Genomic DNA, 21,295 nt, shown 5'->3' with positions numbered 1-21,295 from the left:
ACATTTGACTTATTCACACATCAACCTGTGGGAGCGGGCTTGCCCGCGATGGCGGCCTATCAGGCGACACCTATGCGGAAAGTGAAATGAAACAGAAAAAAGCCCAATGGCCCTGGCACCTGCTGACGGTGGTCGTGCTGGTCGGCCTGGCGGGTGCCTTGTACTACGCCACGTCGTTGATGTCTTACGAATGGCGCTGGAATCGCGTCCCCCAATACTTCGCCTATCAAGCCGAGACCTCCCAGCGCGCCGCGGATATTTCCACCGTGGTCGAGTTGGTGCGCAAAGGCGATACGGCCGAAGTCACCCTGCGCAACGACGCCGGAGTCGAGCAAAAGCTCACAGTCGCCGATAACAGTCTGCAAGTGGCGCGCGGCGACGATGTGGCTGAAGGCGATGTGGTCGGCGTGACCCGGCAATGGGCATTGGGACCATTGATGTGGGGCTTGTGGACCACGCTGTGGCTGTCGGTGGTGTCCGGCATCCTGGGTTTGGCGATTGGCTTGGCGACCGGGCTGTGCAGGCTGTCGAAAAATCCCACCTTGCGCGATCTGTCGACAATCTATGTCGAGCTGGTGCGGGGCACGCCGCTGCTGGTGCAGATCTTCATTTTCTATTTCTTTATCGGCACGGTGCTCAACCTGTCCCGGGAGTTTGCCGGGATTGCCGCGCTGTCGTTGTTCACGGGTGCCTACGTGGCCGAAATCGTGCGCGCCGGCGTGCAGTCCATCACCCGTGGCCAGGATGAAGCGGCGCGTTCCCTGGGCTTGAGCGCCAGCCAGTCGATGCGCCACGTGGTACTGCCGCAGGCCTTCAAGCGTGTGCTGCCGCCCCTGGCCGGGCAATTTATCAGCCTGGTCAAGGACACGTCCCTGGTGTCGGTGATCGCGATTACCGAGTTGCTCAAGAGCGGCCGCGAAGTGATCACCACCTCGTTCTCGCCGTTTGAAATCCTGTTTTGTGTGGCGGGCTTGTACCTGCTGATCAACCTGCCGCTGTCGAAGATGGCCAGCCGGCTTGAGCGGAGGCTTGCCCAAAGTGATTGAAGTACGCGATCTGGTAAAAGTCTTCGATACCCGTGGGCAACTGGTGCGCGCGGTGGATCACGTCACCACCCAAGTGGCCAAGGGCGAGGTGCTGGTGGTGATCGGTCCTTCGGGGTCCGGCAAGTCCACCTTCTTGCGCTGCCTGAATGGGTTGGAGGCGTTCGATTCGGGTTCGGTGAGCATCGACGGCCTGCAACTGGCCGACCCTAAGACCGACGTGAATGCCTACCGCCGTGAAGTCGGCATGGTGTTCCAGCACTTCAACCTGTTCCCCCACATGACCGTGCTGGAAAACCTGTGCCTGGCGCAAAAGGTCGTGCGCAAGCGCGGCAAGCAAGAGCGCGAGGCCAAGGCCCTGGCGCTCTTGGAAAAGGTCGGTATTGCGCAGAAGGCCCACGAGTTTCCATCGCGCCTGTCAGGCGGCCAGCAGCAGCGAGTCGCCATTGCCCGAGCCCTGGCCATGGAGCCCAAGGTGATGCTGTTTGACGAGCCCACCTCGGCCCTCGACCCGGAAATGGTCGGTGAAGTGCTCGACGTGATGAAGACCCTGGCCCTGGAAGGCATGACCATGGTGTGCGTCACCCACGAGATGGGCTTTGCCCGGGAAGTGGCAGACCGGGTGTTGTTTTTCGATCACGGCAAACTGCTGGAAGACGCCGCCCCGGCCGAGTTCTTCAATGCGCCAAAAGACCCGCGTGCCCAGGCCTTCCTGCGCCAAGTCCTGTAGAAATATTTGCCTCTGTGGCGAGCGAGCTTGCTCGCGCTGGAGTGCGAAGCGCTCCCAAGATTTTGGGGCCGCTGCGCAGCCCAGCGGGAGCAAGCTCCCTCGCCACAGGTCAAAGCTTGAATTTGTCGACCAGCGTCTGCAAGTCCAGGCTCAACCTTGTCAACTGAACACTCGCGGCCGCCGTTTCCTCGCTGGCGGCGGCGGTTTGTTCCGACACGTCCCGCACCTTCAACACACTGCGGTTGATCTCCTCGGCCACAGCGCTTTGCTGTTCCGCTGCGGCGGCGATCTGCGGGTTCATTTCCTGGATGATCGACACCGTGCGGGCAATGGCGCTCAGAGCGTCGCCGGCGTCGCGGGTCAGGGCGACGCTGTTGTCGGTCAGGTTGCGGCTGCTGTCCATGATGTCTGCCACCTGCTGAGTGCCATTGTGCAGGCCGAGGATCAGCCCTTCGATCTCCTCGGCCGATTCCTGAGTGCGTTGGGCCAGGCTGCGCACTTCGTCGGCGACCACCGCAAAGCCTTGGCCGGCAGTGCCCGCACGTGCCGCTTCAATGGCGGCGTTCAGGGCCAGCAGGTTGGTCTGCTGAGAAACAGACTTGATCACGTCCAGCACACTGGCGATCTTCTGGCTCTCCTGTTGCAGCGCGAGCATCGCACGGCCTGACAGCGCCATTTCACTGGCCAGGTTGCCAATCTGCTCCACGGCCTGGGTGACCACCTGCTCACCGGCGCCGGCCTGATGGTCGGCTTCTTGGGCCGCCACCGAGGCGCGTTCGGCGTGGCGCGCCACTTCCTGGGCAGTGGCGAGCATTTCATTCATTGCCGTCGCCACCTGGTCGGTTTCATCTTTCTGCTCGTTGAGCCCGCTGCGGGTCTGCTCGGTGACGGTGGATAACTGCGTGGCCGCTCCGGCGATCTGCCGGGCGCTGTCACCGATACTGCTGATCAGGCTACGCAGGCTGCGGGTCATTTGCCCGATGCTTTGCTGCAACTGGCCGAGTTCGTCGCGACGGTCGACCGCCATGTCATGGCTGAGGTCGCCCTCGGCAACACGGTGGGCGGCGCCGAGAATTTCTCGCAGTGGCGCCGCAATCTGCCGGGCGATCCACCAGGCGGCCAGCGTGCCCAGTGCCAGGGCGGCCACTGTCACGCTGATCAGCAACGTACGGGTTTGGTCCGCCTCGTTGTTGCGCCTGGCGTTCTGGCTCTGGCTCAGCAGATTGCTCTTGTCCCGCAGCTCGTTGAGTCGCTGTTCGAGGCTGTTTTGCACGGTTTCGGTATCGAGCTGGGCTTGCTCGAGCTTTAGCAGTTGTTCACGGTAGTTGGCCAAATCGGTCTTGAGCAGCGTCGAGTCCACCGGGAGCGCGGTGACGGAAGCCAGCGCGGCCTGCAGTTCATCAAGCGACTGGTCGAACGCATTGGCGTAGGCCTTTAAGGTAACGGCCGCCCAGGCGGGGCTCTGCGCTCGATCTTCGGCTTGCTCCATGGCCTGGCGCAGGTTCTCGATGGTGTCGAGGGCCTTCTCGTCATTTTGATCGGGCAAGTCACTGGCCAGTTGAGCGAGGGTGTCACTGGCCTGCAGGGCGGACTTCTTGAGCGCTGGACGGATCTGCTCGCGCGCGGCCAGCAACGGTGGCAACTGTACGAGCGCGGCTTTCGAGCCCGACACCAACAGAGCCGCTTCTTCCAGCCATTGTCGGTCGGTGGCGGCTCGCAAGCGGCTCGAAAGGCCGGTCAGATACTGGTCGATCTGTTCAATCCTTTGGTTCATCTTGTCCAGGCTGTTGCTGTCCATCAGCGTGCGGTACACGATGCGGTCGGCGCGCATGGCCTCGGCTTCGACAGCCAGATGGCCCAGGACCGTCAGGCTGTCGGATCGGTAAAGCACGGCGCTCAAGGCTTGCCAGCCGGTGGCTGCGATCAGGAAACTGAGGATCAGCACTTGGCCAAAACCCAGGGCTAGCTTGAGGCGGACGCTGGCATTGACCAGCATGCGGGTCAGCCGAAGAAACATGGTGAACCTCCGAATCAGAGAAAGCGTTTCGCGACACATGAAACGCTAATTCGATTCGGGACCGTGGAGGGCTGATAACTGTGTAGGAGATTTCACAAGTTGCGGCGGCTTTGGTAAGCCGCCGTGTAGGGTAATTCAGACTCGGAAGCGCCCGACGAGGGTCTGCAGGTAGATCCCCAGGCGCGCCAGTTCGGCACTGGAGGACGCAGTTTCTTCGCTGGCCGACGAGGTTTGCTCGGAGATGTCGCGCACATTCAGCACGCTGCGGTTGATCTCTTCAGCCACGGCGCTTTGCTGCTCGGCGGCGGTGGCGATCTGTGAGTTCATGGCCTGGATGGTCGAGACGGTACGGGTGATATTGCCCAGCGCGTGGCCGGCCCGGCGCGTCAGCTCAACACTGCTCTCGGTCAGCCCGCGGCTGTTGTCCATGATGGTTGCCACCTGCTGGGTACCACTTTGCAGGCCGACGATCAGCTCTTCGATCTCTTCAGTGGACTTCTGCGTGCGCTGGGCCAGGCTGCGCACCTCGTCGGCCACCACGGCAAAGCCGCGCCCGGCCTCACCGGCACGCGCCGCCTCAATGGCGGCGTTAAGGGCCAGCAGGTTGGTTTGCTGGGCCACGGATTTGATCACGTCGAGCACACTGCCGATCTTGTCGCTTTCGCGCTTGAGTTCACCCATGGCCACCGTGGAATTACCCACTTCGGTGGCCAGGCGCTCGATCTGGGCGATAGCTTCACCCACCACCTGGTCGCCTTCACGGGCTTGCTGGTCGGCAGCCACGGCGGCTTCCGAGGCCTCTTCGGCGTTGCGCGCCACTTCTTGCACGGTGGCCGCCATCTCGTTCATGGCGGTGGCTACCTGGTCGGTCTCGACCTTCTGGCTGTTGACCCCGGCGCTGGTTTGTTCGGTCACGGCCGACAACTGCTCAGCGGCGCTGGCGATCTGGGTGACCCCGTCGCTGATCCCGCCGATCAACTCGCGCAGGCCCACGGTCATGCTTTGCATGGCACGCTGCAATTGGCCCAGTTCGTCCTGGCGGCCCGATTCCAGGTTGTGGCTCAGATCGCCGGAGGCCACACGCTCGGCGACTTTGAGGGTCTGGTTGAGCGGGATGACGATCTGGCGGGTAATGGCCCAGGCTGCGAAGATGCCGACGATCAGCGCCAGCACGGTGGCAAGCAGCAACAGGTATTTGGCCTGCGCGGCATCTGCGTCACGCACGGCGGTCTGGGAGACGGTGAGTTTTTCACTGTGGCCCAGCAGGATGTCGCCTTGGGCGATCATGGTTTTCAGCGCTGCTGCGCTGGCGACCTGGGAATCGCGATACTGGCTGACGGCAGCGCGGTAGGCTTGCAGTGAAGCCCCGGCTTCTTGCAGGTTGGCCTGGTATTGCGCAGGCAACTGGCCTTGCAGTTCGGTGATTTTTTTCAGGGCGTTGTCGATGGCATCCAGGGCCGGTTGCTCGGCTTCGACCTTGCCGCTGTAGGTGTAGCCGCGTACCTGGAAGCGCGATTGCTGGATCAGCTTGCTCTGCTCGACCACGCTGTTGAACTGGGCGACGCTGTCACCTTGCAGCAGGGCTTTTTCGATTTCGTTGATCTTGGCGACGGCATTGTCGGCGGTGTCTCCGAGCTTGCTGCGGGCGCCCTCACGTTTGAGGCCCGCCTGGACCATGGCGGCGAAGGCCTTTTTGTATTGGTTCAAGGCTTCCTGCTGTTGCTCGACCAGGGCTTTGTCGTCAGGTTGCTCGATCAGCTCGGCGGCGGTCTTCAGGCCGCTGTCGAGGTGGGCGAGCAGGCCGTCGACCTTGTCCGTGCCTTGCTCGCCACGGCGCATATCGAAGTCCAGGCGCGCCAGGCGCAGGTCTTTGGTCAGGCCATTGAGGCTGGAAATGAAGCCCAGCTTGTCGCCGCGACTGATCACATCCCCCAGGCCGGTCCAGCCGGTAAAGGTGATCAACAGCGTCAGGAGCAACACCAGGCCAAAGCCCACGCTCAGCTTGCGGTTGACGCTTACATTCCCCAACTTCTCGGCTAACCAACGATACATGCTGCGAACTCCCCTGGAACAAGGCTTGGACTTATTCAAAGGCTATCGGCAACGCACGGGGATACTTGATCATTCCCACGCTCTGGTGATCGTTCCCACGCTCTGCGTGGGAATGAATGGCGTGACGCTCTGCGTCACAAGGGCGGACGCAGAGCGTCCTGAGCGGCATTCCCACGCAGAGCATGGGAACGATCAGACGGGGGGTTAGAACAGGCGGGCGAGCAGGGCCGTTACGGCGGTTTCGACGCGTAAAATACGTGCACCCAGTTGCACCGGCTGTAAACCAGCCTTGGCCAGCAGGTCCACTTCATAGGGAATCCAGCCGCCTTCCGGGCCGATCGCGAGGGTCACCGGTTCCTCGAGGGCTCGGGGGCAGGCCGGGTAATCGCCCGGATGGCCGATCAGGCCCAAGGTGCCAGCCGCCATGGCCGGCAGACGATCTTCCACAAACGGCTTGAAGCGTTTCTCGATAATGATCTCGGGCAGCACCGTGTCCCGCGCTTGTTCCAGGCCGAGAATCAGTTGCTCGCGCACCGCTTCCGGCTCCAGGAACGGGGTTTGCCAGAAGCTTTTTTCCACGCGGTAGCTGTTGACCAGTACCACCTTGGGCACGCCCATGGCCGCCACGGTTTGCAGCACCCGGCGCAGCATCTTCGGGCGGGGCAGGGCCAGCAGCAAGGTCAGGGGTAGTTTGCTCGGTGGCGGTTGGTCGAAGCTCACTTGCAGTTCGGCTTCAGTGGCTTCCAGGCGCAGCAGTTGGGCATTGCCCATCAGCCCGCCAATGCGGCCCACACGCAGGGTGTCACCGACGGCGGCGCGGTGAACCTCCTGCATATGCACCAGGCGACGATCACGCAGCACTACGCGGTCGGCCGCGATAAAGTCGGCCTCTTCGAGCAGCAGCAGGTTCACGGCTGGGTCGCTGGCGGTTGGTCGTCGTCGGCAGGCGCGTCATCCGGGTGTTCGCCACGCTTGCTGATCAGGCCGCTGAACAGGATGCCCACCTCGAACAGCATCCACATCGGCACGGCCAGCAAGGTCTGGGAGAAGATGTCCGGTGGCGTGAGGATCATGCCGACCACGAAGCAGCCGATGATCACGTACGGGCGGATCTTTTTCAGGTACTTGACGTCGACCACGCCGATCCACACCAGCAACACTACCGCTACCGGAATTTCGAATGCCACGCCAAAGGCGAAGAACAGCGTCATCACGAAATCGAGGTAGCTGGTGATATCGGTCATCATCTCCACGCCGGCCGGGGTGGCGGCAGCGAAGAACTTGAAGATCAGCGGGAACACCAGGAAGTAGGCGAAGGCCATGCCGGTGTAGAAGAGCAAGATGCTCGACACCAGCAATGGCACAGCGATGCGCTTCTCGTGCTTGTACAGGCCCGGCGCGATAAAGCCCCAGATCTGATGCAGGATCACCGGGATCGCCAGGAACAGCGAGACCATCATGGTCAGCTTCAAGGGGGTCAGGAACGGCGACGATACATCGGTGGCGATCATCGTCGCGCCGGCCGGCAGGTACTGGCGCAGAGGCGTCGAGACGAAGGTGTAGATCTGCTGGGTAAAGGCGAACAGCCCGGCAAAGATGATGAAGATCGCCGCCACGCAACGCAGCAGGCGGGTTCGCAACTCGGTGAGGTGCGAGACCAGCGGCATGTGCTGGTCGTTTTCCGGTTTATCAGCGCTCATGGGGCTCGCGGCGGCAATGTAGGGTCATGGGGCGCGGGCGACGCGACGGGCGTCGGCGCAGGCGTCGGTGGGGCGGGCGCTGCCGGTGTGGCGTCGGCCACAGGGGCTGGCGCGATGCTGTGCTCGGCCACCGGCGTTACCGGCTTGGCCGGCTCTTGCACCGGGGAAAGAATCTTGCGGGCTTCCTGCTCCAACGAGAGGATGTGCTCGTTGTGCAATTGCCGACGGATTTCGTCGGCACCGATTTCCCGTTCAACTTCCTGTTTGATCGCGTTGAAACTGCGCTTGAGGCGCCCGATCCACAAGCCGGCGGTGCGTGCGGCACCGGGCAGGCGTTCCGGCCCCAGTACCAGCAGGGCCACCAGGCCGACGAGCAGCAGTTCAGAGAAGCTGATACCAAACATTAGTCAGTGCTCACGAGTCTTTGCGGGTCGGCTCTTGGACCTTTTCAGCCTGCACGTCGAAGGTACGGCGCTCAGTGATCGGCTGGGTGGCCTGCGGGTGAACAGGCTGGGCCGGTGGCACCGGGTTGGCGCTTGGCTCGGCCGGCTTTTCATCATCGTTCATGGCTTTGCGAAAGCCCTTGATCGACTCGCCCACATCGGTGCCCAGGTTCTTGAGCTTCTTGGTGCCGAACACCAATACCACCACCACCAGAATGACGATCCAGTGTTTCCAGTCAAAAATGCCCATGCTTCAAATCCTCAAGTCTCAGTTATTCAGGCGGACGGGCGCGAGGCCTTCTCGGCGTGCCCGGACAAGCCGAAGCGACGGTCCAGTTCATCCAGCACGGCCTGTGGGTGCTGCCCCAGTTGGGCGAGCATCACCAGGCTATGGAACCACAAGTCTGCGGTCTCATAGATTACATCGCTGTAATCACCGCTGATTTGCGCGTCCTTGGCCGCAATGATGGTCTCGACGGATTCTTCGCCGAGTTTTTCCAGAATCTTGTTCAGGCCCTTGTGGTACAGGCTGGCGACGTAGGAGCTGTCGGCATCCGCGCCTTTGCGGTCTTCCAGCACCTGGGCCACACGGTTCAGGGTATCGCTCATGTTCAGTGTCCTGCTGGGTAGATGGCGTGCGGGTCTTTGAGCACCGGCTCCACAACCTTCCATTCGCCATTCTCGAACACGCGATAGAAGCAACTGTGGCGGCCAGTGTGGCAGGCAATGCCGCCGATCTGCTCGACCTTGAGGATTACCACGTCGGCATCGCAGTCCAGGCGCAGCTCGTGCAGGGTCTGCACGTGCCCGGACTCTTCGCCCTTGCGCCACAGTTTGCCACGCGAACGTGACCAGTAGATGGCGCGCTGCTCGGCGGCGGTGAGGCTCAGGGCCTCGCGGTTCATCCAGGCCATCATCAGCACGCGCCCGGTCTTGTAGTCCTGGGCAATGGCCGGCACCAGGCCGTCACTGTCCCACTTGATCTCATCCAGCCAGTCTTTCATGTTCGGCTCCGGCAATTTGCGACAGTGTATAACCGGATGGGCTATCGACGCACGATCAGATAAACGCCCACGGCGACCATGATGCCCGCTGGCCAGTGGCCTAGTTGGTTCAATGGCCCACCAATCGCCAGCATCACGCCGCCCACCAGGTGCGCGGCGCCGAGCAGGCGCAGGAACCAGTCGTCCTTGCGCTTGCGCCACGGTGGCTCAGGGTCCTTGGCATGGGGCTGGGACATGCGCTCCAGCAGGTCGCGGGTCATGTTGGCCAGGTGCGGCAGTTGCTCGAACTGGCTGTGCAGGTTGCCCAGCATGGTTTTCGGGCTCATGCGCTCGCGCATCCAGCGTTCCAGGAAGGGTTGCGCAGTGTTCCACAAGTCGAGGTCCGGGTAGAGCTGGCGGCCCAGGCCTTCGATGTTCAGCAGGGTCTTCTGCAACAGCACCAGTTGCGGCTGCACTTCCATATTGAAGCGCCGCGCGGTCTGGAACAGGCGCATCAGCACTTGGCCGAACGAAATATCCTTTAACGGTTTTTCGAAGATCGGCTCGCACACGGTGCGGATCGCCGCTTCGAATTCGTTGAGTTTGGTTTCCGCTGGCACCCAACCCGAATCAATGTGCAACTGCGCCACACGGCGATAGTCGCGCTTGAAGAAGGCAAACAGGTTGCGCGCCAGGTAATCCTGGTCTTCCGGGGTGAGGCTGCCGACGATACCGCAGTCGATGGCGATGTACTGCGGGCTCCACGGGTTGACGGTGCTGACGAAGATGTTGCCCGGGTGCATGTCGGCGTGGAAGAAACTGTCGCGGAACACTTGGGTGAAGAAAATCTCCACACCGCGTTCTGCCAACATCTTCATGTCGGTGCGCTGGTCGGCCAGGGTCGCGAGGTCGGTAACCTGCACGCCGTAGATGCGCTCCATCACCAGCACTTTTGGCCGGCACCAGTCCCAATACACCTGCGGCACATACAGCAGTTGCGAGCCTTCGAAGTTGCGTCGCAATTGGCTGGCATTGGCCGCTTCGCGCAGCAGGTCGAGTTCGTCGTAGATGGTTTTTTCGTAGTCGGCGACCACGTCCACCGGGTGCAGCAGGCGCGCATCGGCGGAGAAGCGTTCGGCGGCGCGGGCGAGGATAAACAGCCATGCCAGGTCCTGGCCGATGATCGGCTTGAGGCCTGGGCGAATGACTTTCACCACCACTTCTTCGCCGGTCTTGAGCTGCGCGGCGTGAACCTGCGCGACCGAGGCCGAGGCCAGGGGCTCGACGTCGAAGCGGCTGAACACCTCGCTGATCTTCTGGCCCAGCTGTTCTTCGATCAGCGCCATCGACTGCTGCGAATCGAACGGCGGCACGCGGTCCTGCAGCAGCATCAGCTCGTCGGCGATGTCTTCGGGCAACAGGTCGCGGCGGGTGGAGAGGATCTGCCCGAACTTGATGAAGATAGGCCCCAAATCCTGCAACGCCAAGCGCAGGCTGGCGCCACGGCTCAACGGCGACGGCTTGCGGGGCAACCAGCGCCACGGCAGCACATAACGCACCGCTAGCAGGAACCACGGCAAGGGCAGGGCAAACAGCAGGTCATCGAGACGGTAGCGGATTACGACGCGCTGGATACGAAACAAACGGCGGACGGCGAGCAGCTTCATGCGTTATCGCTTGGATCAAGGGAACGGCTCAAGCGCTCGAAGCGGGCCTCGAGGCGTTCCAGGTCGATTTTGGCCTTGTCGAGCTCGCGAAAGCGCGCTTGCGCTTCCCGTTGCCCGACCAGGGTGCGCGATTCTTCGCTCAGGTATTCGGCAAGGTTCTGGTTGAGGCTGGCGAACCCTTGCTGATACCAGCGCGAGCGGCTGCGCAGGTGCCCGCTGATCAACTGGGTGGTGACGGGGCCGAGCCAGCGCGACAGTTCATATTCCCAGTCCAGCTCCAGGTCTTGCAGCACGGCGGCCAAGTCCATCAGCACCGCACTGTCGCCTTCCAGCTCCACCTCGGGGCTGTGGAGGATGGCGGTCTTGTTGCGGCTCAGTGCCAGGTGCAACAGGCTTGAGGCTGGTGCACGCAGGGTGCAGTCGGCTTCAGCGGCCCATTGGGTGGCGAGCAGCAGGCCTTCATCGCTGGGCAGGATAAACAGCTGCACGGCGGGGCTGCGGCAATCAACGGCAATGACTTTGCCGGTCAGGTGCGCGAGCCGCGCCAGGGCGGTGCTGTCCAGGCGCAGTACACGGTTGAGACCGTGCTCAACGCTGGCGAGAAGACCTTGCAGCAGCATCAGGGCTTGATGCCGCGGTGTAGGGCAACGATGCCGGACGTCATGTTGTGGTAGGTCACGCGGTCGAAACCGGCCTCCACCATCATCGACTTCAGGGTTTCCTGATCCGGGTGCATGCGGATCGACTCGGCCAGGTAGCGGTAGCTCTCGGCGTCGTTGGTGATCAGCTTGCCCATCAGTGGCATGAAGGCGAACGAATAGGTGTCGTAGACCTTGGACATCAGCGCGTTGGTCGGCTTGGAGAATTCCAGCACCAGCAGGCGGCCACCCGGCTTGAGTACGCGCAGCATCGAGCGGATCGCGTCTTCCTTGTGAGTCACGTTACGCAGGCCGAACGCGATGGTCACGCAGTCGAAATGGTTGTCGGGGAACGGCAGCTTCTCGGCATCGGCCTGGACGAACTCGATATTGCCGGCCACGCCTTTGTCGAGCAGTCGGTCGCGGCCAACCTTGAGCATCGAGCCGTTGATATCGGCCAATACCACCTGGCCGGTGGGGCCAACCAGCTTGGAGAACTTGGCCGCCAGGTCGCCTGTGCCACCGGCGATGTCCAGCACCCGGTTGCCGGTGCGTACGCCCGACAACTCGATGGTGAAGCGCTTCCACAGGCGGTGCATGCCGCCGGAGAGCACGTCGTTCATCAGGTCGTACTTGGCTGCCACGGAGTGGAACACCTCAGCGACTTTTTCCGCCTTTTGGCTTTCCGGGACGTTCTTGAAGCCGAAGTGAGTGGTGGGTTCGGCATCGCTGCCTTTGCGCTGATCAGTCATATCGCTGTCACCAAAAGAGAATGCGGGACATGATAATCCCCAAGGCCTGCTTTGTCTTGGCAAGGCTGCAGGTAAGATAGACGCTCATCGAGACCTTTTGCCGCATGGCGGGTGTTCTGAGTCGTTATAAAGAGGAGTCATTGCAATGGCCCGTATTACCGTTGAGCGTGAACATACCCTGGGAAAAGAACAGGCGCGGGCCAAGGCGGAGCAATTGGCGCGCAAACTCGAGGATAAATATGGGGTGGAGTCTTCGTGGGCTGGCGACACCCTGAAGCTCAAGCGCTCCGGGGTTAAAGGCACGGTATTGGTGGCCGATGATTCGCTGCGCATTGATGTGGAACTTGGCCTGCTGATGTCGGCCATGAGTGGCACGATCAAGTCCGAAATCGAAAAGGCCCTGGATAAGGCCCTGGCTTGATACGGCTGTGCTTAGGGTGCCGATTCTAATTTTAAACCTTACTTTGTGCCCAAGCCCTCAACTCTTGCGGGCCGTCCGCCACCCAATTCTGTGTGAGGTGCACCATGGCCAAAGTTATTTTGAAGAAAAAAATCGACGTTCAGACCACCCCCCTGAGTGAGGTTAAAAGCTACGCCCGCAAGATTTGGCTGGCGGGTCTTGGCGCCTATGCCAAGGTCGGCAGCGAAGGCGGCGAGTACTTCAAGGAACTCGTTAGAAGCGGTCAACGTGTTGAAAGTAAAGGTAAAAAAGTTGTAGTTGAACAACTTGATGCCGCCAACAGTCAGATTGACCAAGTAAAGAGTAACGTCTCCGGCGTCAAAGGCCTGGTCGAAGTTCAACTGGATAAAGTTGAAAAAGCTTTTGATACTCGTGTCGGCAGTGCCTTGAATCGGATCGGCATTGCGTCTAAACATGACGTGGAGACACTCTCTGCTAAGCTCGAAGAGCTGACGGCATTGCTCGAACGTGTCGCGCGTAAACACTAAGGAGACATCGGGATGGCTGTTAAAAAGACTACTCAGAAAGAAGGCAGCTCGTGGGTCGGGAAAGTTGAAGAATATTCCCGCAAAATCTGGCTCGCTGGTTTAGGCGTGTACTCGAAGATCGACAGTGACGGCAGCAAACTCTTCGAGACCTTGGTCAAAGACGGCGAGAAGGCCGAGAAGTTGACCAAGAGCACGGTCGGTAAAAAAGTCGACGCTGCCAAGGCGAGTGCGGGTTCCGCCAAATCGAGTATTTCGGATACCTGGGGCAAGTTGGAAGAAACGTTCGACAAGCGCCTCAACAGTGCTATTTCGCGACTGGGCGTACCGAGCAAGGCTGAGTTGAAGGCGCTGCATAGCAAGGTTGATACCTTGACCAAGCAAATCGAAAAACTCACCGGCGCCAAAGCGGCTCCCGCCAAGACCGCCGCGGCCAAGCCTGCAGCAAAACCGGCGGCCAAACCTGCGGCTAAAACCGCCGCTGCAAAACCCACCGCCAAAACTGCCGCCAAGCCTCTGGTTAAAGCCGCCGCCAAGCCAGCTGCCAAACCCGCTGTCAAAGCGCCGGCCAAAGCCGCGGCGAAACCTGCTGCCAAGCCTGCGGCTAAAACTGCTGCCGCCAAACCGGCTACCAAGCCTGCCGCTAAGCCAGTGGCCGCTAAAGCCGCCGCGAAACCTGCGGCTAAACCGGCTGCCAAACCTGCGGCTAAAACCGCTGCCGCTAAACCTGCTGCCAAGCCCGCCGCTGCGAAACCCGCTGCCAAGCCTGCAGCGGCCAAAAAGCCTGCGGTAGCGAAAAAACCGGCAGCCGCAAAGCCTGCCGCGGCGGCCAAGCCAGCCACTGCACCAGCACCGGCCGCTTCTACCGCCAATTCGGTGTCCGCGCCGACGCATGCGGCTGCTACCCCGACTGCAACGCCGGTTACCCCGACGCCATCCAGTCAGTCCTGATTTTTACGGGACACATAAAACGCCCGGTCTGCGAAGATTGGGCGTTTTTTATGCAAGCCTCAAAAACGCCGCATTCCCCATTTTGTAGGAGCGAGCAAGCTCGCTCCTACATGTTTAATCGGTGTCATCCAGGTACTTCAAGGCGAACCGCTCGGTCGCCTGCCGCGCCGTTGGCAGCAGATGCGGCGCCACCAGCATCATGATCTGGTACACCACCACCCGTACCTCACCTTCACGGTCCAGAATCCGTTGGTAATCCAACGAAAACAGCAATGTCAGGGTGATCTGCTCCACCAGTTGCCCCAACGCCTGGGTATCGCTAACCAGTTGCCCTGCCGCCTTCAGCCGCGCAAGCAATGACGCCAAGGTGCGCTTGAGCGCCGTGAGCAGGTGACGGATCCCCTTGGCCAGCTTGGGCAAGCGCCCCGCCAGGTTCGACAAGTCCTGGAACAGGAACCGATAGTGGGCCATGCGCTCGACAATCAGGTGCAAAAACAGCCAGTAGTCCTCAGCTTCCAGTTGCGCATCCGCAGGAGGGTCCAGCAGTGGCGCCAGCTCACACTGAAAGCGCTCGAACAGCCCCAGCACCAACGGCTCCTTGCCATGGAAGTGGTAGTAGAGGTTGCCGGGGCTGATCCCTATCTCATTGGCCACCTCCATGGTCGATACGTTCGGTTCGCCCTTGTGGTTGAACAACTGCAGGGCGCATTCAAGGATACGGTCGCGGGTCTTCATCCAGTCTTCTTAAAGTTGATTGCTGAGCTCAGCGCACGCGCACGTAAGTACCCGGCGCCGCTTCCATCGGTGGGTAATTCTGGTTGCCCAGGGCGGTGAGGGTTTCGCGTTGTACGCCGGAGCGTTTTTGTACCCACTCCAGCCATTGTGGCCACCAACTGCCTTCGACGTGCTGGGCGTCGTAATACCAGGCGCGCGGGTCGCTGCTCAGCTTGAGGTTCTCGACGTAGTTGGCCTTGGGGTTGCCCGGTGGGTTGAGGATGCTCTGGATATGCCCGCTGTTGGAGAGCACAAAGCGCCGCTCGCCACCCAGCAGTTGCGTGGAGCGGTACACCGCGTCCCACGGCGTGATGTGGTCATTGATGCCGGCCACGCTGAAGCTGTCCACCGAGACCTTGCGCAAGTCGATGGGCGTGCCGCATACCTCCAGGCCACCGGGATGGCTCAGGGGGTTGTGCTTGAAGAAGTCCAGCAGGTCGCCGTGCAGGGCGGCGGGCAGACGCGTGTTGTCGTTGTTCCAGTACAGGATGTCGAACGCCGGCGGTTCCTTGCCCAGCAGGTAATTATTGATCCAGTAATTCCAGATCAGGTCGTTGGGGCGCATCCAGGCAAATATCTTGGCCATGTCGCGGCCATCCAGCACGCCTTGCTGGTAGGAGCGGCGCTTGGCGGCTTCCAGGGTTTGTTCATCAGCGAACAATGTTGCGGGGCTGTCGATCTGGCTGTCCAGCAGGCTTACCAGGTAACTGGCGCTGGAGATGCGCCGCAACTGGCGCTTGGCTTGCAGGTGGCCTTGCAGCGCGGCGATGGTCAGGCCGCCGGCGCAGGCGCCCATCAGGTTGACCTCGCGGGCGCCAGTGATGGCCCGGCATACGTTGAGCGCTTCTTCCAGCGCCGCGACGTAGGTGGACAGGCCCCATTCGCGATGCCGCACGTCCGGGTTGCGCCAGCTGACCATAAAGGTCTGCAGGCCGTTTTTCAGTGCGTATTGCACAAAGCTGTTGGCCGGGCTCAGGTCGAAGATGTAGTACTTGTTGATTTGCGGCGGCACTACCAGCAGCGGCTTGGCGTATTGTTTTTCGCTCATGGGCTTGTACTGGATCAGCTCCAGCAGTTCGTTGCGAAACACCACCGAACCGGGCGTGGTCGCCACGGTCTTGCCCACTTCAAAGGCGTGATTGCTGACCTGGCGCGGCAAACCGTTGTTGTGCAGCAGGTCTTCGAACAAGTTGCTCACGCCGCGCACCACGCTGTTGCCGCCAGAGTTGAGCAGCTCCTTGATCGCCAGCGGGTTGAGCAGGGTGTTGGAAGGGGAGACAGCATCGTTGAGTAGGGCGAAGGCGAACTGCGCGCGGGCGCGATCATCGTCACTGAGGGTGCTGTCGTCGATCCACTGCCGTGTCTGTTTTTGCCAGCTCAGATAGGCTTGCAAGCTGCGCCGGTACAGTGGGTTGAGCTTCCAGGTGGGGTCGCTGAAGCGATGGTCCCTGGGGTTGGGTTCGTGCACGGTCTCACCCAGCAGCACGCGGCCCAGCTGGCCGCCCAGGGCCAGGGCGTGGCGGGCGGTGTGCACCGGGTTGCGCAGGCCGTGTGCGGCGACGGTACGCAGGGTTGACAGCAAGTCCCGGCCGCGCAGGCCGGTGATCGCATTTTGCGCGTTGATGAACGCAGCGGGGGTGGGCGCCGGGTTCGTCACGGGTCTTTCTCGCATGAGCCAACACTCCTTCGTCAAGTCATCAAGCAGGCACGCCAATCCAGAACCATAGTCGGTTCCTGGCAAGTTGCGCGGTGGTGTGGTCCTTCACACCGCCGGTCGCGGATGTATCACGGCGCGCAGGCGCTCCTCCTCCAGAAACTTCATGATGATCGGCGCCACGGCTTCGGCCCGGGTGATCAGGAACAGGTGGCCGTCATCGATGATGTGCAACTGTGCATTGGGGATGCGCCAGGCGAGCATGCGCATGTTGACCAGCGGGATCAGCGGGTCATCGTCCCCGGCCAGCACCAGGGTGGGCTGGCGGATCTTGTGCAACCAATGAATGCTGGTCCAGCCCAGGCCCGCGAACAGCTGCCAGTAGTAACCCAACTTGCCGGCCGAGCGCACTTTGCTGGCGTGCTCGGCGGCGAGTTTGGAATCACGGCGGAACGAACCGCCATAAATCATCGGTGCAATGCGCACCACGTGGGACGGTTGGATATAACGCCTGGGGCTTGCCATCAGCCACAACACCTTGGGCTTGCCCGGCACCATGAAGGCCCCGGCCGCGGTGGCCGCGAGGATCAATTTCTTGCAGCGCTCGGGGTAGTCATACGCAAATTGCTGGGCCAGCGCTCCGCCCCAGGACACGCCCACGGCGTTCACTTGGCCATAGTCGAGGTAATCGAGCATACGCGCGGTGAGTTTGGCCAGACCGGGGAAGCGATAGGGTCGGTTCGGCGTCGAGGAACCGCCCACGCCGGGCACGTCGAAGGCGATCACTTCCAGGTCCGGGTCCAGGGCCTGGACGAACGGAAACACCAGCTCAAGGTTGGCGCCGATGCCGTTGAAGATCAGCAGCGGGGTCAAGTGCGGCTTGCCCGGGCGTACCGCCGTGCGGATGGTCTGGCCATCCAGGTCGATGGTACGGAAGATGAACGGTTGCGCCATGCTCAAGCCCTGTGAAGTGGTGCTATTGGTCTGTAGGAACTCGGTCAGTGTGGGAGCTGGCTTGCCTGCGATGGCATTCTTTCAGGCCGCGATTAGTGAGCAGGCCCATCGCTATCGCAGGCAAGCCAGCTCCCACATCTGATCTCATTTCAATCACAAGAATGCCTAGCGTTCATGTACATAGGTACCCGGCGCCGCTTCAGCGGCTGCATAGGTTTTATTGCCTAATGTCGTCGGGGCTTTTTTCAGTTTTCCCGCCCGCTCCGCCTGCCAAACCTGCCAGTGCAGCCACCACGAATCGGTGTGCTTGGTAGCATTCTCCTGCCACTCCAACGCACTGCCGGCCAGGCCCTCGCTGGTCTGGTAGCGTGCCTTGGGGTTGCCCGGCGGGTTGAGGATGCTCTGGATATGCCCGCTGCTGGACAGCACAAACTCGACCTTGCCGCCGAACAACTGCGCTGACTTGTAGCAGGACTGCCACGGCGTGATGTGGTCGTTGGTGCCGGCCAGGGAGTAGATATCGGCGGTGACCTGCTTGAGGTCGATGGGCGTGCCGCACACTTCCAGGGCGTTGGCGCGTACCAGTGGGTTGTTCTTGAACAGTTCGATCAGGTCGCCATGGAACGCGGCCGGCAAGCGTGTGGTGTCGTTGTTCCAGAACAGGATGTCGAACACCGGCGGCTCGTTGCCCAGCAGGTAGTTGTTGACCCAATAGTTCCAGATCAGATCGTTGGGGCGCATCCAGGCGAAGACCTTGGCCATGTCGCGGCCTTCCAGCACGCCGGCCTGATAGGAGTGGCGCTTGGCCGCTTCCAGAGTCTGTTCATCCACAAACAGCGCCACCTGGGTGTCCAGGGTGGTATCCAGCACGCTCACCAGCAGCGTCAGGGCGTTGACCTTCTTCTCGCCCAGCGCCGCGTAGTGGCCCAACAGTGCGGTGCAGGTGATGCCGCCGGAGCAGGCACCGAGCATATTCACATCCTTGCTGCCCGTAATCGCCGTGACCACATCCACTGCTTCCTTGAGCGCCTCGATATAAGTCGACAGGCCCCATTCGCGTTGGGCCTTGGTGGGGTTGCGCCAACTGACGATAAAGGTCTGCTGGCCATTGCGCAGGCAGAAGCGCGCCAGGCTTTTATCCGGGCACAGGTCGAAGACGTAGAATTTGTTGATCTGCGGCGGCACCACCAGCAGCGGGCGCTCATGCACCTGCTCGGTAATGGGCTTGTACTGGATCAGCTCCAGCACATCGTTGCGAAACACCACCGCGCCTTCGCTGGTGCCCAGGGTCTTGCCGACTTCAAAGGCGCCCATGTTGACCTGGCTGGGCATACCGCCGTTGTGCACCATGTCCTTGGCCAGGTGGGAAAGGCCGTCGAGCAGGCTTTTGCCGCCGGTTTCAAAGAAGCGTTTGACCGCCGCCGGGTTGGCCGCGCTGTTGGTGGGGGCCATGGCTTCGGTCATCAGGTTGATCACGAAGTGGCCGCGGCTGATGTCTTGTGCCGACAGGTTGCTGTCGTCGATCCAGTCGTGAAGCTCCTTGCGCCACGCCAGGTAAGTCTGCAAATAACGTTTGTAGAGCGGGTTCTGGCTCCAGGCTGGGTCGTTGAAGCGACGGTCGTCGCCCTCGGGCACCAGCGCGGATTTGCCGAACATCACATTCTTCAATTCAACGCCAAAGTGGGCGACGTGCTTGACGCTGTGCAACGGTTGCTTGATGGCTTGGGTCAGCACCATCTTGGCCGAGGCCAATAAATCCTTTTTGCGTAACGCGATGATCGGGTTCAACCCCAGGGTGTTTTCCGAGGCCTGGCGTTTCAAGTCATCGTTATTCTTGTTACTCATCTACGACGCTCCATTGTCCGAAAGACGAGTACCGGCGATTGCTGCGCACCCAATTTCGATACACGACACCAGCCTGGTACTGCGACTCGGGTGACCGTTGATACCGCATCGTCAAATGCAGGGAACTTGCCAGCTCCATTGGTTACCCGAGTTTATTTTTTTTCGCAAGCAGGCCAATCGTTGGCCACGCGACAGGGCATTCAAGCAGATGAAATTAGAAAATGCGCTCTAAACAGCAAGACCCCTGTGCTAGAGCATCAGCCGCACGACCGACTCACTCGGATCGCGGGTTTTTCCAGCGGCTTTGAGCTCGTCCAGGTAGTCGGCCCATAGAGCGTCCTGACGTACGGCCAGCTGATAGAGATAGTCCCAGGTGAATAGTCCGCTGTCATGACCGTCGTCGAAGGTCAATTTCAGTGCGTACTGGCCGGCGGGTTCCAGCTTGATCAACCGGACGTTGAGCTTGCCGAATTGCAGGATGGGTTTGCCGTGGCCCTGGACCTCGGCAGAAGGGGAGTGCACCCGCAGGAATTCGGCGGGCAACTGGTAGGTTTCGTCTGGCCCGTAGGTCAGGCCGAGGGTATTGGAGGTTTTATGCAGGTTTACTGCGGTAGGAAATTTCGACATTGGAGAAAACCCTGTAGGAACCGGCTCAAAATGTGGGAGGGACCAATGTGGGAGCCGGGCTTGCCCGCGATGCAGGCACCTCGGTGTTTCAGGAACACTGAAGTGATGCTATCGCAGGCAAGCCAGCTCCCACACAAGCCACTCCCACATTGAGTGAGGCTTACAGGATATAACGAGACAAGTCTTCGTTCTGCGCCAATTCGCCCAGGTGACCGTTCACATACTCGGCATCGATCTTGATCGCTTCGCCATTCTGCGCACCGGCCATGTCGCCGGCGCTGAAAGACACTTCCTCAAGCAGGCGCTCAAGCAAGGTATGCAGGCGACGGGCACCGATGTTCTCGGTCTTTTCGTTGACCTGCCAGGCGATCTCCGCCAGGCGCTTGATACCGTCAGCCTGGAATTCGATACCCAGCCCTTCGGTTTTCAGCAGCTCGCGGTACTGTTCGGTGAGCGAGGCATGCGGTTCGCTGAGGATGCGCTCGAAGTCGCCCGGCGTCAGTGCCTTGAGCTCCACCCGAATCGGCAGGCGGCCTTGCAGCTCGGGCACCAGGTCGCTCGGCTTGCTCAGGTGGAAGGCACCGGAGGCGATAAACAGGATGTGGTCAGTCTTGACCATGCCCAGCTTGGTGTTGACCGTGCAGCCTTCGATCAGCGGCAGCAAATCGCGCTGCACGCCTTCGCGGGAGACATCCACGCCGCCGGAGTTACCACGCTTGGCCACCTTGTCGATCTCATCGATAAACACAATGCCATGTTGCTCGACCGCTTCCAGGGCCTTGGCCTTGAGTTCTTCCTCATTGACCAGGCGTCCGGCTTCTTCGTCGCGCACCAGCTTGAGCGCATCCTTGACCTTGAGCTTGCGGCTTTTCTTCTTGCCCTTGCCCATGTTGGCGAACAGGTTTTGCAACTGGCTGGTCATTTCTTCCATGCCAGGCGGGGCAGAGATATCCACGCCGGACACTTCGGCCACTTCGATCTCGATTTCCTTGTCATCCAGCTGGCCTTCACGCAGGCGCTTGCGGAACAGCTGACGGGTGTTGGAATCCGATGAAGGTGCGGCGTCTTCGTTGAAACCCATGCGTGCCGGTGGCAGCAGGGCGTCGAGGATGCGCTCTTCAGCGGCGTCTTCGGCGCGATGGCTGACCTTGGTCACTTCCTGTTCGCGCAGCATCTTCAGGGCGGCGTCAGCCAGGTCACGAATGATCGACTCGACATCGCGGCCCACATAACCGACTTCGGTGAATTTGGTCGCTTCGACCTTGATGAACGGGGCATTGGCCAATTTGGCCAGGCGACGGGCGATCTCGGTCTTGCCGACGCCGGTAGGGCCGATCATCAGGATGTTCTTGGGCGTTACTTCAACGCGCAGTTCTTCCGGCAGTTGCATCCGGCGCCAGCGGTTACGCAGCGCAATGGCAACGGCGCGCTTGGCATCGTCCTGGCCGATGATATGGCGGTTGAGTTCATGGACGATTTCGCGGGGAGTCATGGACATAGTGTTTGGCGGCCTCAAGCCT

The 21,295-nt window shown here is 61.0% G+C and carries 22 protein-coding genes and 1 pseudogene; 5 read left to right on the top strand and 18 right to left on the bottom strand.

Annotated features, from left to right (window positions below; all coding sequences use genetic code 11):
• The first annotated feature begins 86 nt into the window (after window positions 1-86).
• Together AC1RAC_RS11875 and AC1RAC_RS11870 are read left to right on the top strand one after the other, a co-directional pair.
• Window positions 87-1,046, top strand: a complete 960-nt coding sequence (locus AC1RAC_RS11875; protein ID WP_032893984.1) for an amino acid ABC transporter permease — start codon at window positions 87-89, stop codon at window positions 1,044-1,046.
• The gene (locus AC1RAC_RS11870; RefSeq protein WP_034125863.1) at window positions 1,039-1,773 is read left to right on the top strand and encodes an amino acid ABC transporter ATP-binding protein; all 735 of its coding nucleotides are present in this window, start codon (window positions 1,039-1,041) and stop codon (window positions 1,771-1,773) included. The genes AC1RAC_RS11875 and AC1RAC_RS11870 overlap by 8 nt, the downstream gene beginning before the upstream one ends.
• A gap of 109 nt (window positions 1,774-1,882) precedes the next feature.
• Here AC1RAC_RS11870 and AC1RAC_RS11865 read toward each other — a convergent pair whose 3' ends face one another.
• The 12 genes and pseudogenes from AC1RAC_RS11865 to ubiE all read right to left on the bottom strand — a co-directional run bounded on the left by AC1RAC_RS11865 (window position 1,883) and on the right by ubiE (window position 12,025).
• Complete coding sequence (locus AC1RAC_RS11865; protein WP_492616607.1) at window positions 1,883-3,790, bottom strand: methyl-accepting chemotaxis protein; 1,908 nt, start codon at window positions 3,788-3,790, stop codon at window positions 1,883-1,885.
• Between the two features lie 135 nt (window positions 3,791-3,925).
• Window positions 3,926-4,639, bottom strand: a complete 714-nt coding sequence (locus AC1RAC_RS11860) for a methyl-accepting chemotaxis protein (RefSeq protein ID WP_370712509.1) — start codon at window positions 4,637-4,639, stop codon at window positions 3,926-3,928.
• Window positions 4,640-4,783: 144 nt separating this feature from the next.
• Window positions 4,784-5,842, bottom strand: a pseudogene (locus AC1RAC_RS11855) (methyl-accepting chemotaxis protein); the annotation flags it as partial.
• Window positions 5,843-6,046: 204 nt separating this feature from the next.
• Window positions 6,047-6,754 (bottom strand): 16S rRNA (uracil(1498)-N(3))-methyltransferase, encoded by a 708-nt coding sequence (locus AC1RAC_RS11850; protein WP_054897530.1) that lies wholly within the window; start codon window positions 6,752-6,754, stop codon window positions 6,047-6,049.
• Window positions 6,751-7,542: a twin-arginine translocase subunit TatC gene (gene tatC / locus AC1RAC_RS11845; protein WP_034125559.1), complete on the bottom strand. Its 792-nt coding sequence runs from the start codon at window positions 7,540-7,542 to the stop codon at window positions 6,751-6,753. The genes AC1RAC_RS11850 and tatC overlap by 4 nt, the downstream gene beginning before the upstream one ends.
• Window positions 7,539-7,946: a Sec-independent protein translocase protein TatB gene (gene tatB / locus AC1RAC_RS11840; protein ID WP_054897529.1), complete on the bottom strand. Its 408-nt coding sequence runs from the start codon at window positions 7,944-7,946 to the stop codon at window positions 7,539-7,541. The genes tatC and tatB overlap by 4 nt, the downstream gene beginning before the upstream one ends.
• A 10-nt stretch (window positions 7,947-7,956) precedes the next feature.
• Complete coding sequence (locus AC1RAC_RS11835; protein ID WP_003187877.1) at window positions 7,957-8,235, bottom strand: twin-arginine translocase TatA/TatE family subunit; 279 nt, start codon at window positions 8,233-8,235, stop codon at window positions 7,957-7,959.
• A gap of 26 nt (window positions 8,236-8,261) precedes the next feature.
• Window positions 8,262-8,594: a phosphoribosyl-ATP diphosphatase gene (locus AC1RAC_RS11830; protein WP_003187881.1), complete on the bottom strand. Its 333-nt coding sequence runs from the start codon at window positions 8,592-8,594 to the stop codon at window positions 8,262-8,264.
• 2 nt (window positions 8,595-8,596) lie between these two features.
• Window positions 8,597-8,989 carry a phosphoribosyl-AMP cyclohydrolase gene (gene hisI / locus AC1RAC_RS11825; RefSeq protein WP_003187884.1) on the bottom strand — a complete coding sequence of 131 codons (393 nt, stop codon included), beginning with the start codon at window positions 8,987-8,989 and terminating at the stop codon, window positions 8,597-8,599.
• A 41-nt stretch (window positions 8,990-9,030) separates the two neighbouring features.
• Window positions 9,031-10,635: a ubiquinone biosynthesis regulatory protein kinase UbiB gene (gene ubiB / locus AC1RAC_RS11820; RefSeq protein ID WP_019820016.1), complete on the bottom strand. Its 1,605-nt coding sequence runs from the start codon at window positions 10,633-10,635 to the stop codon at window positions 9,031-9,033.
• On the bottom strand, window positions 10,632-11,255 hold the full coding sequence (locus AC1RAC_RS11815; protein ID WP_492616606.1) for a ubiquinone biosynthesis accessory factor UbiJ: 624 nt from the start codon (window positions 11,253-11,255) through the stop codon (window positions 10,632-10,634). Before AC1RAC_RS11815 ends, ubiB begins: the two co-directional genes overlap by 4 nt.
• Entirely contained in the window at window positions 11,255-12,025 is a 771-nt protein-coding gene (gene ubiE, locus AC1RAC_RS11810) for a bifunctional demethylmenaquinone methyltransferase/2-methoxy-6-polyprenyl-1,4-benzoquinol methylase UbiE (protein WP_003171186.1), read from the bottom strand. The genes AC1RAC_RS11815 and ubiE overlap by 1 nt, the downstream gene beginning before the upstream one ends.
• A gap of 145 nt (window positions 12,026-12,170) precedes the next feature.
• Here ubiE and AC1RAC_RS11805 point away from each other — a divergent pair, with 145 nt between their 5' ends.
• From AC1RAC_RS11805 to AC1RAC_RS11795, 3 genes are all read left to right on the top strand, one after another.
• Entirely contained in the window at window positions 12,171-12,446 is a 276-nt protein-coding gene (locus AC1RAC_RS11805; protein WP_034125562.1) for a polyhydroxyalkanoic acid system family protein, read from the top strand.
• Window positions 12,447-12,550: 104 nt separating this feature from the next.
• Window positions 12,551-12,973, top strand: a complete 423-nt coding sequence (locus tag AC1RAC_RS11800) for a phasin family protein (RefSeq protein ID WP_034125563.1) — start codon at window positions 12,551-12,553, stop codon at window positions 12,971-12,973.
• A gap of 12 nt (window positions 12,974-12,985) precedes the next feature.
• Entirely contained in the window at window positions 12,986-13,921 is a 936-nt protein-coding gene (locus AC1RAC_RS11795) for a phasin family protein (protein WP_054897527.1), read from the top strand.
• Between the two features lie 114 nt (window positions 13,922-14,035).
• Here AC1RAC_RS11795 and AC1RAC_RS11790 read toward each other — a convergent pair whose 3' ends face one another.
• From AC1RAC_RS11790 to hslU, 6 genes are all read right to left on the bottom strand, one after another.
• Complete coding sequence (locus tag AC1RAC_RS11790; RefSeq protein WP_492616605.1) at window positions 14,036-14,656, bottom strand: TetR/AcrR family transcriptional regulator; 621 nt, start codon at window positions 14,654-14,656, stop codon at window positions 14,036-14,038.
• Between the two features lie 28 nt (window positions 14,657-14,684).
• The gene (gene phaC, locus AC1RAC_RS11785; protein WP_198798951.1) at window positions 14,685-16,367 is read right to left on the bottom strand and encodes a class II poly(R)-hydroxyalkanoic acid synthase; all 1,683 of its coding nucleotides are present in this window, start codon (window positions 16,365-16,367) and stop codon (window positions 14,685-14,687) included.
• A 90-nt stretch (window positions 16,368-16,457) separates the two neighbouring features.
• Window positions 16,458-17,303 (bottom strand): poly(3-hydroxyalkanoate) depolymerase, encoded by an 846-nt coding sequence (phaZ, locus tag AC1RAC_RS11780; RefSeq protein WP_019820034.1) that lies wholly within the window; start codon window positions 17,301-17,303, stop codon window positions 16,458-16,460.
• A gap of 165 nt (window positions 17,304-17,468) precedes the next feature.
• Entirely contained in the window at window positions 17,469-19,148 is a 1,680-nt protein-coding gene (gene phaC / locus AC1RAC_RS11775) for a class II poly(R)-hydroxyalkanoic acid synthase (RefSeq protein ID WP_054896198.1), read from the bottom strand.
• Window positions 19,149-19,397: 249 nt separating this feature from the next.
• On the bottom strand, window positions 19,398-19,775 hold the full coding sequence (locus AC1RAC_RS11770) for a gamma-butyrobetaine hydroxylase family protein (protein WP_054919456.1): 378 nt from the start codon (window positions 19,773-19,775) through the stop codon (window positions 19,398-19,400).
• A gap of 160 nt (window positions 19,776-19,935) precedes the next feature.
• Window positions 19,936-21,273 carry an ATP-dependent protease ATPase subunit HslU gene (gene hslU / locus AC1RAC_RS11765; protein WP_034125569.1) on the bottom strand — a complete coding sequence of 446 codons (1,338 nt, stop codon included), beginning with the start codon at window positions 21,271-21,273 and terminating at the stop codon, window positions 19,936-19,938.
• Window positions 21,274-21,295 lie beyond the last annotated feature (22 nt).

The sequence above is a fragment of the Pseudomonas sp. GW823-FHT02F05 genome (assembly GCF_058797315.1).
This window is presented reverse-complemented; position numbering and strand designations above follow the sequence as displayed.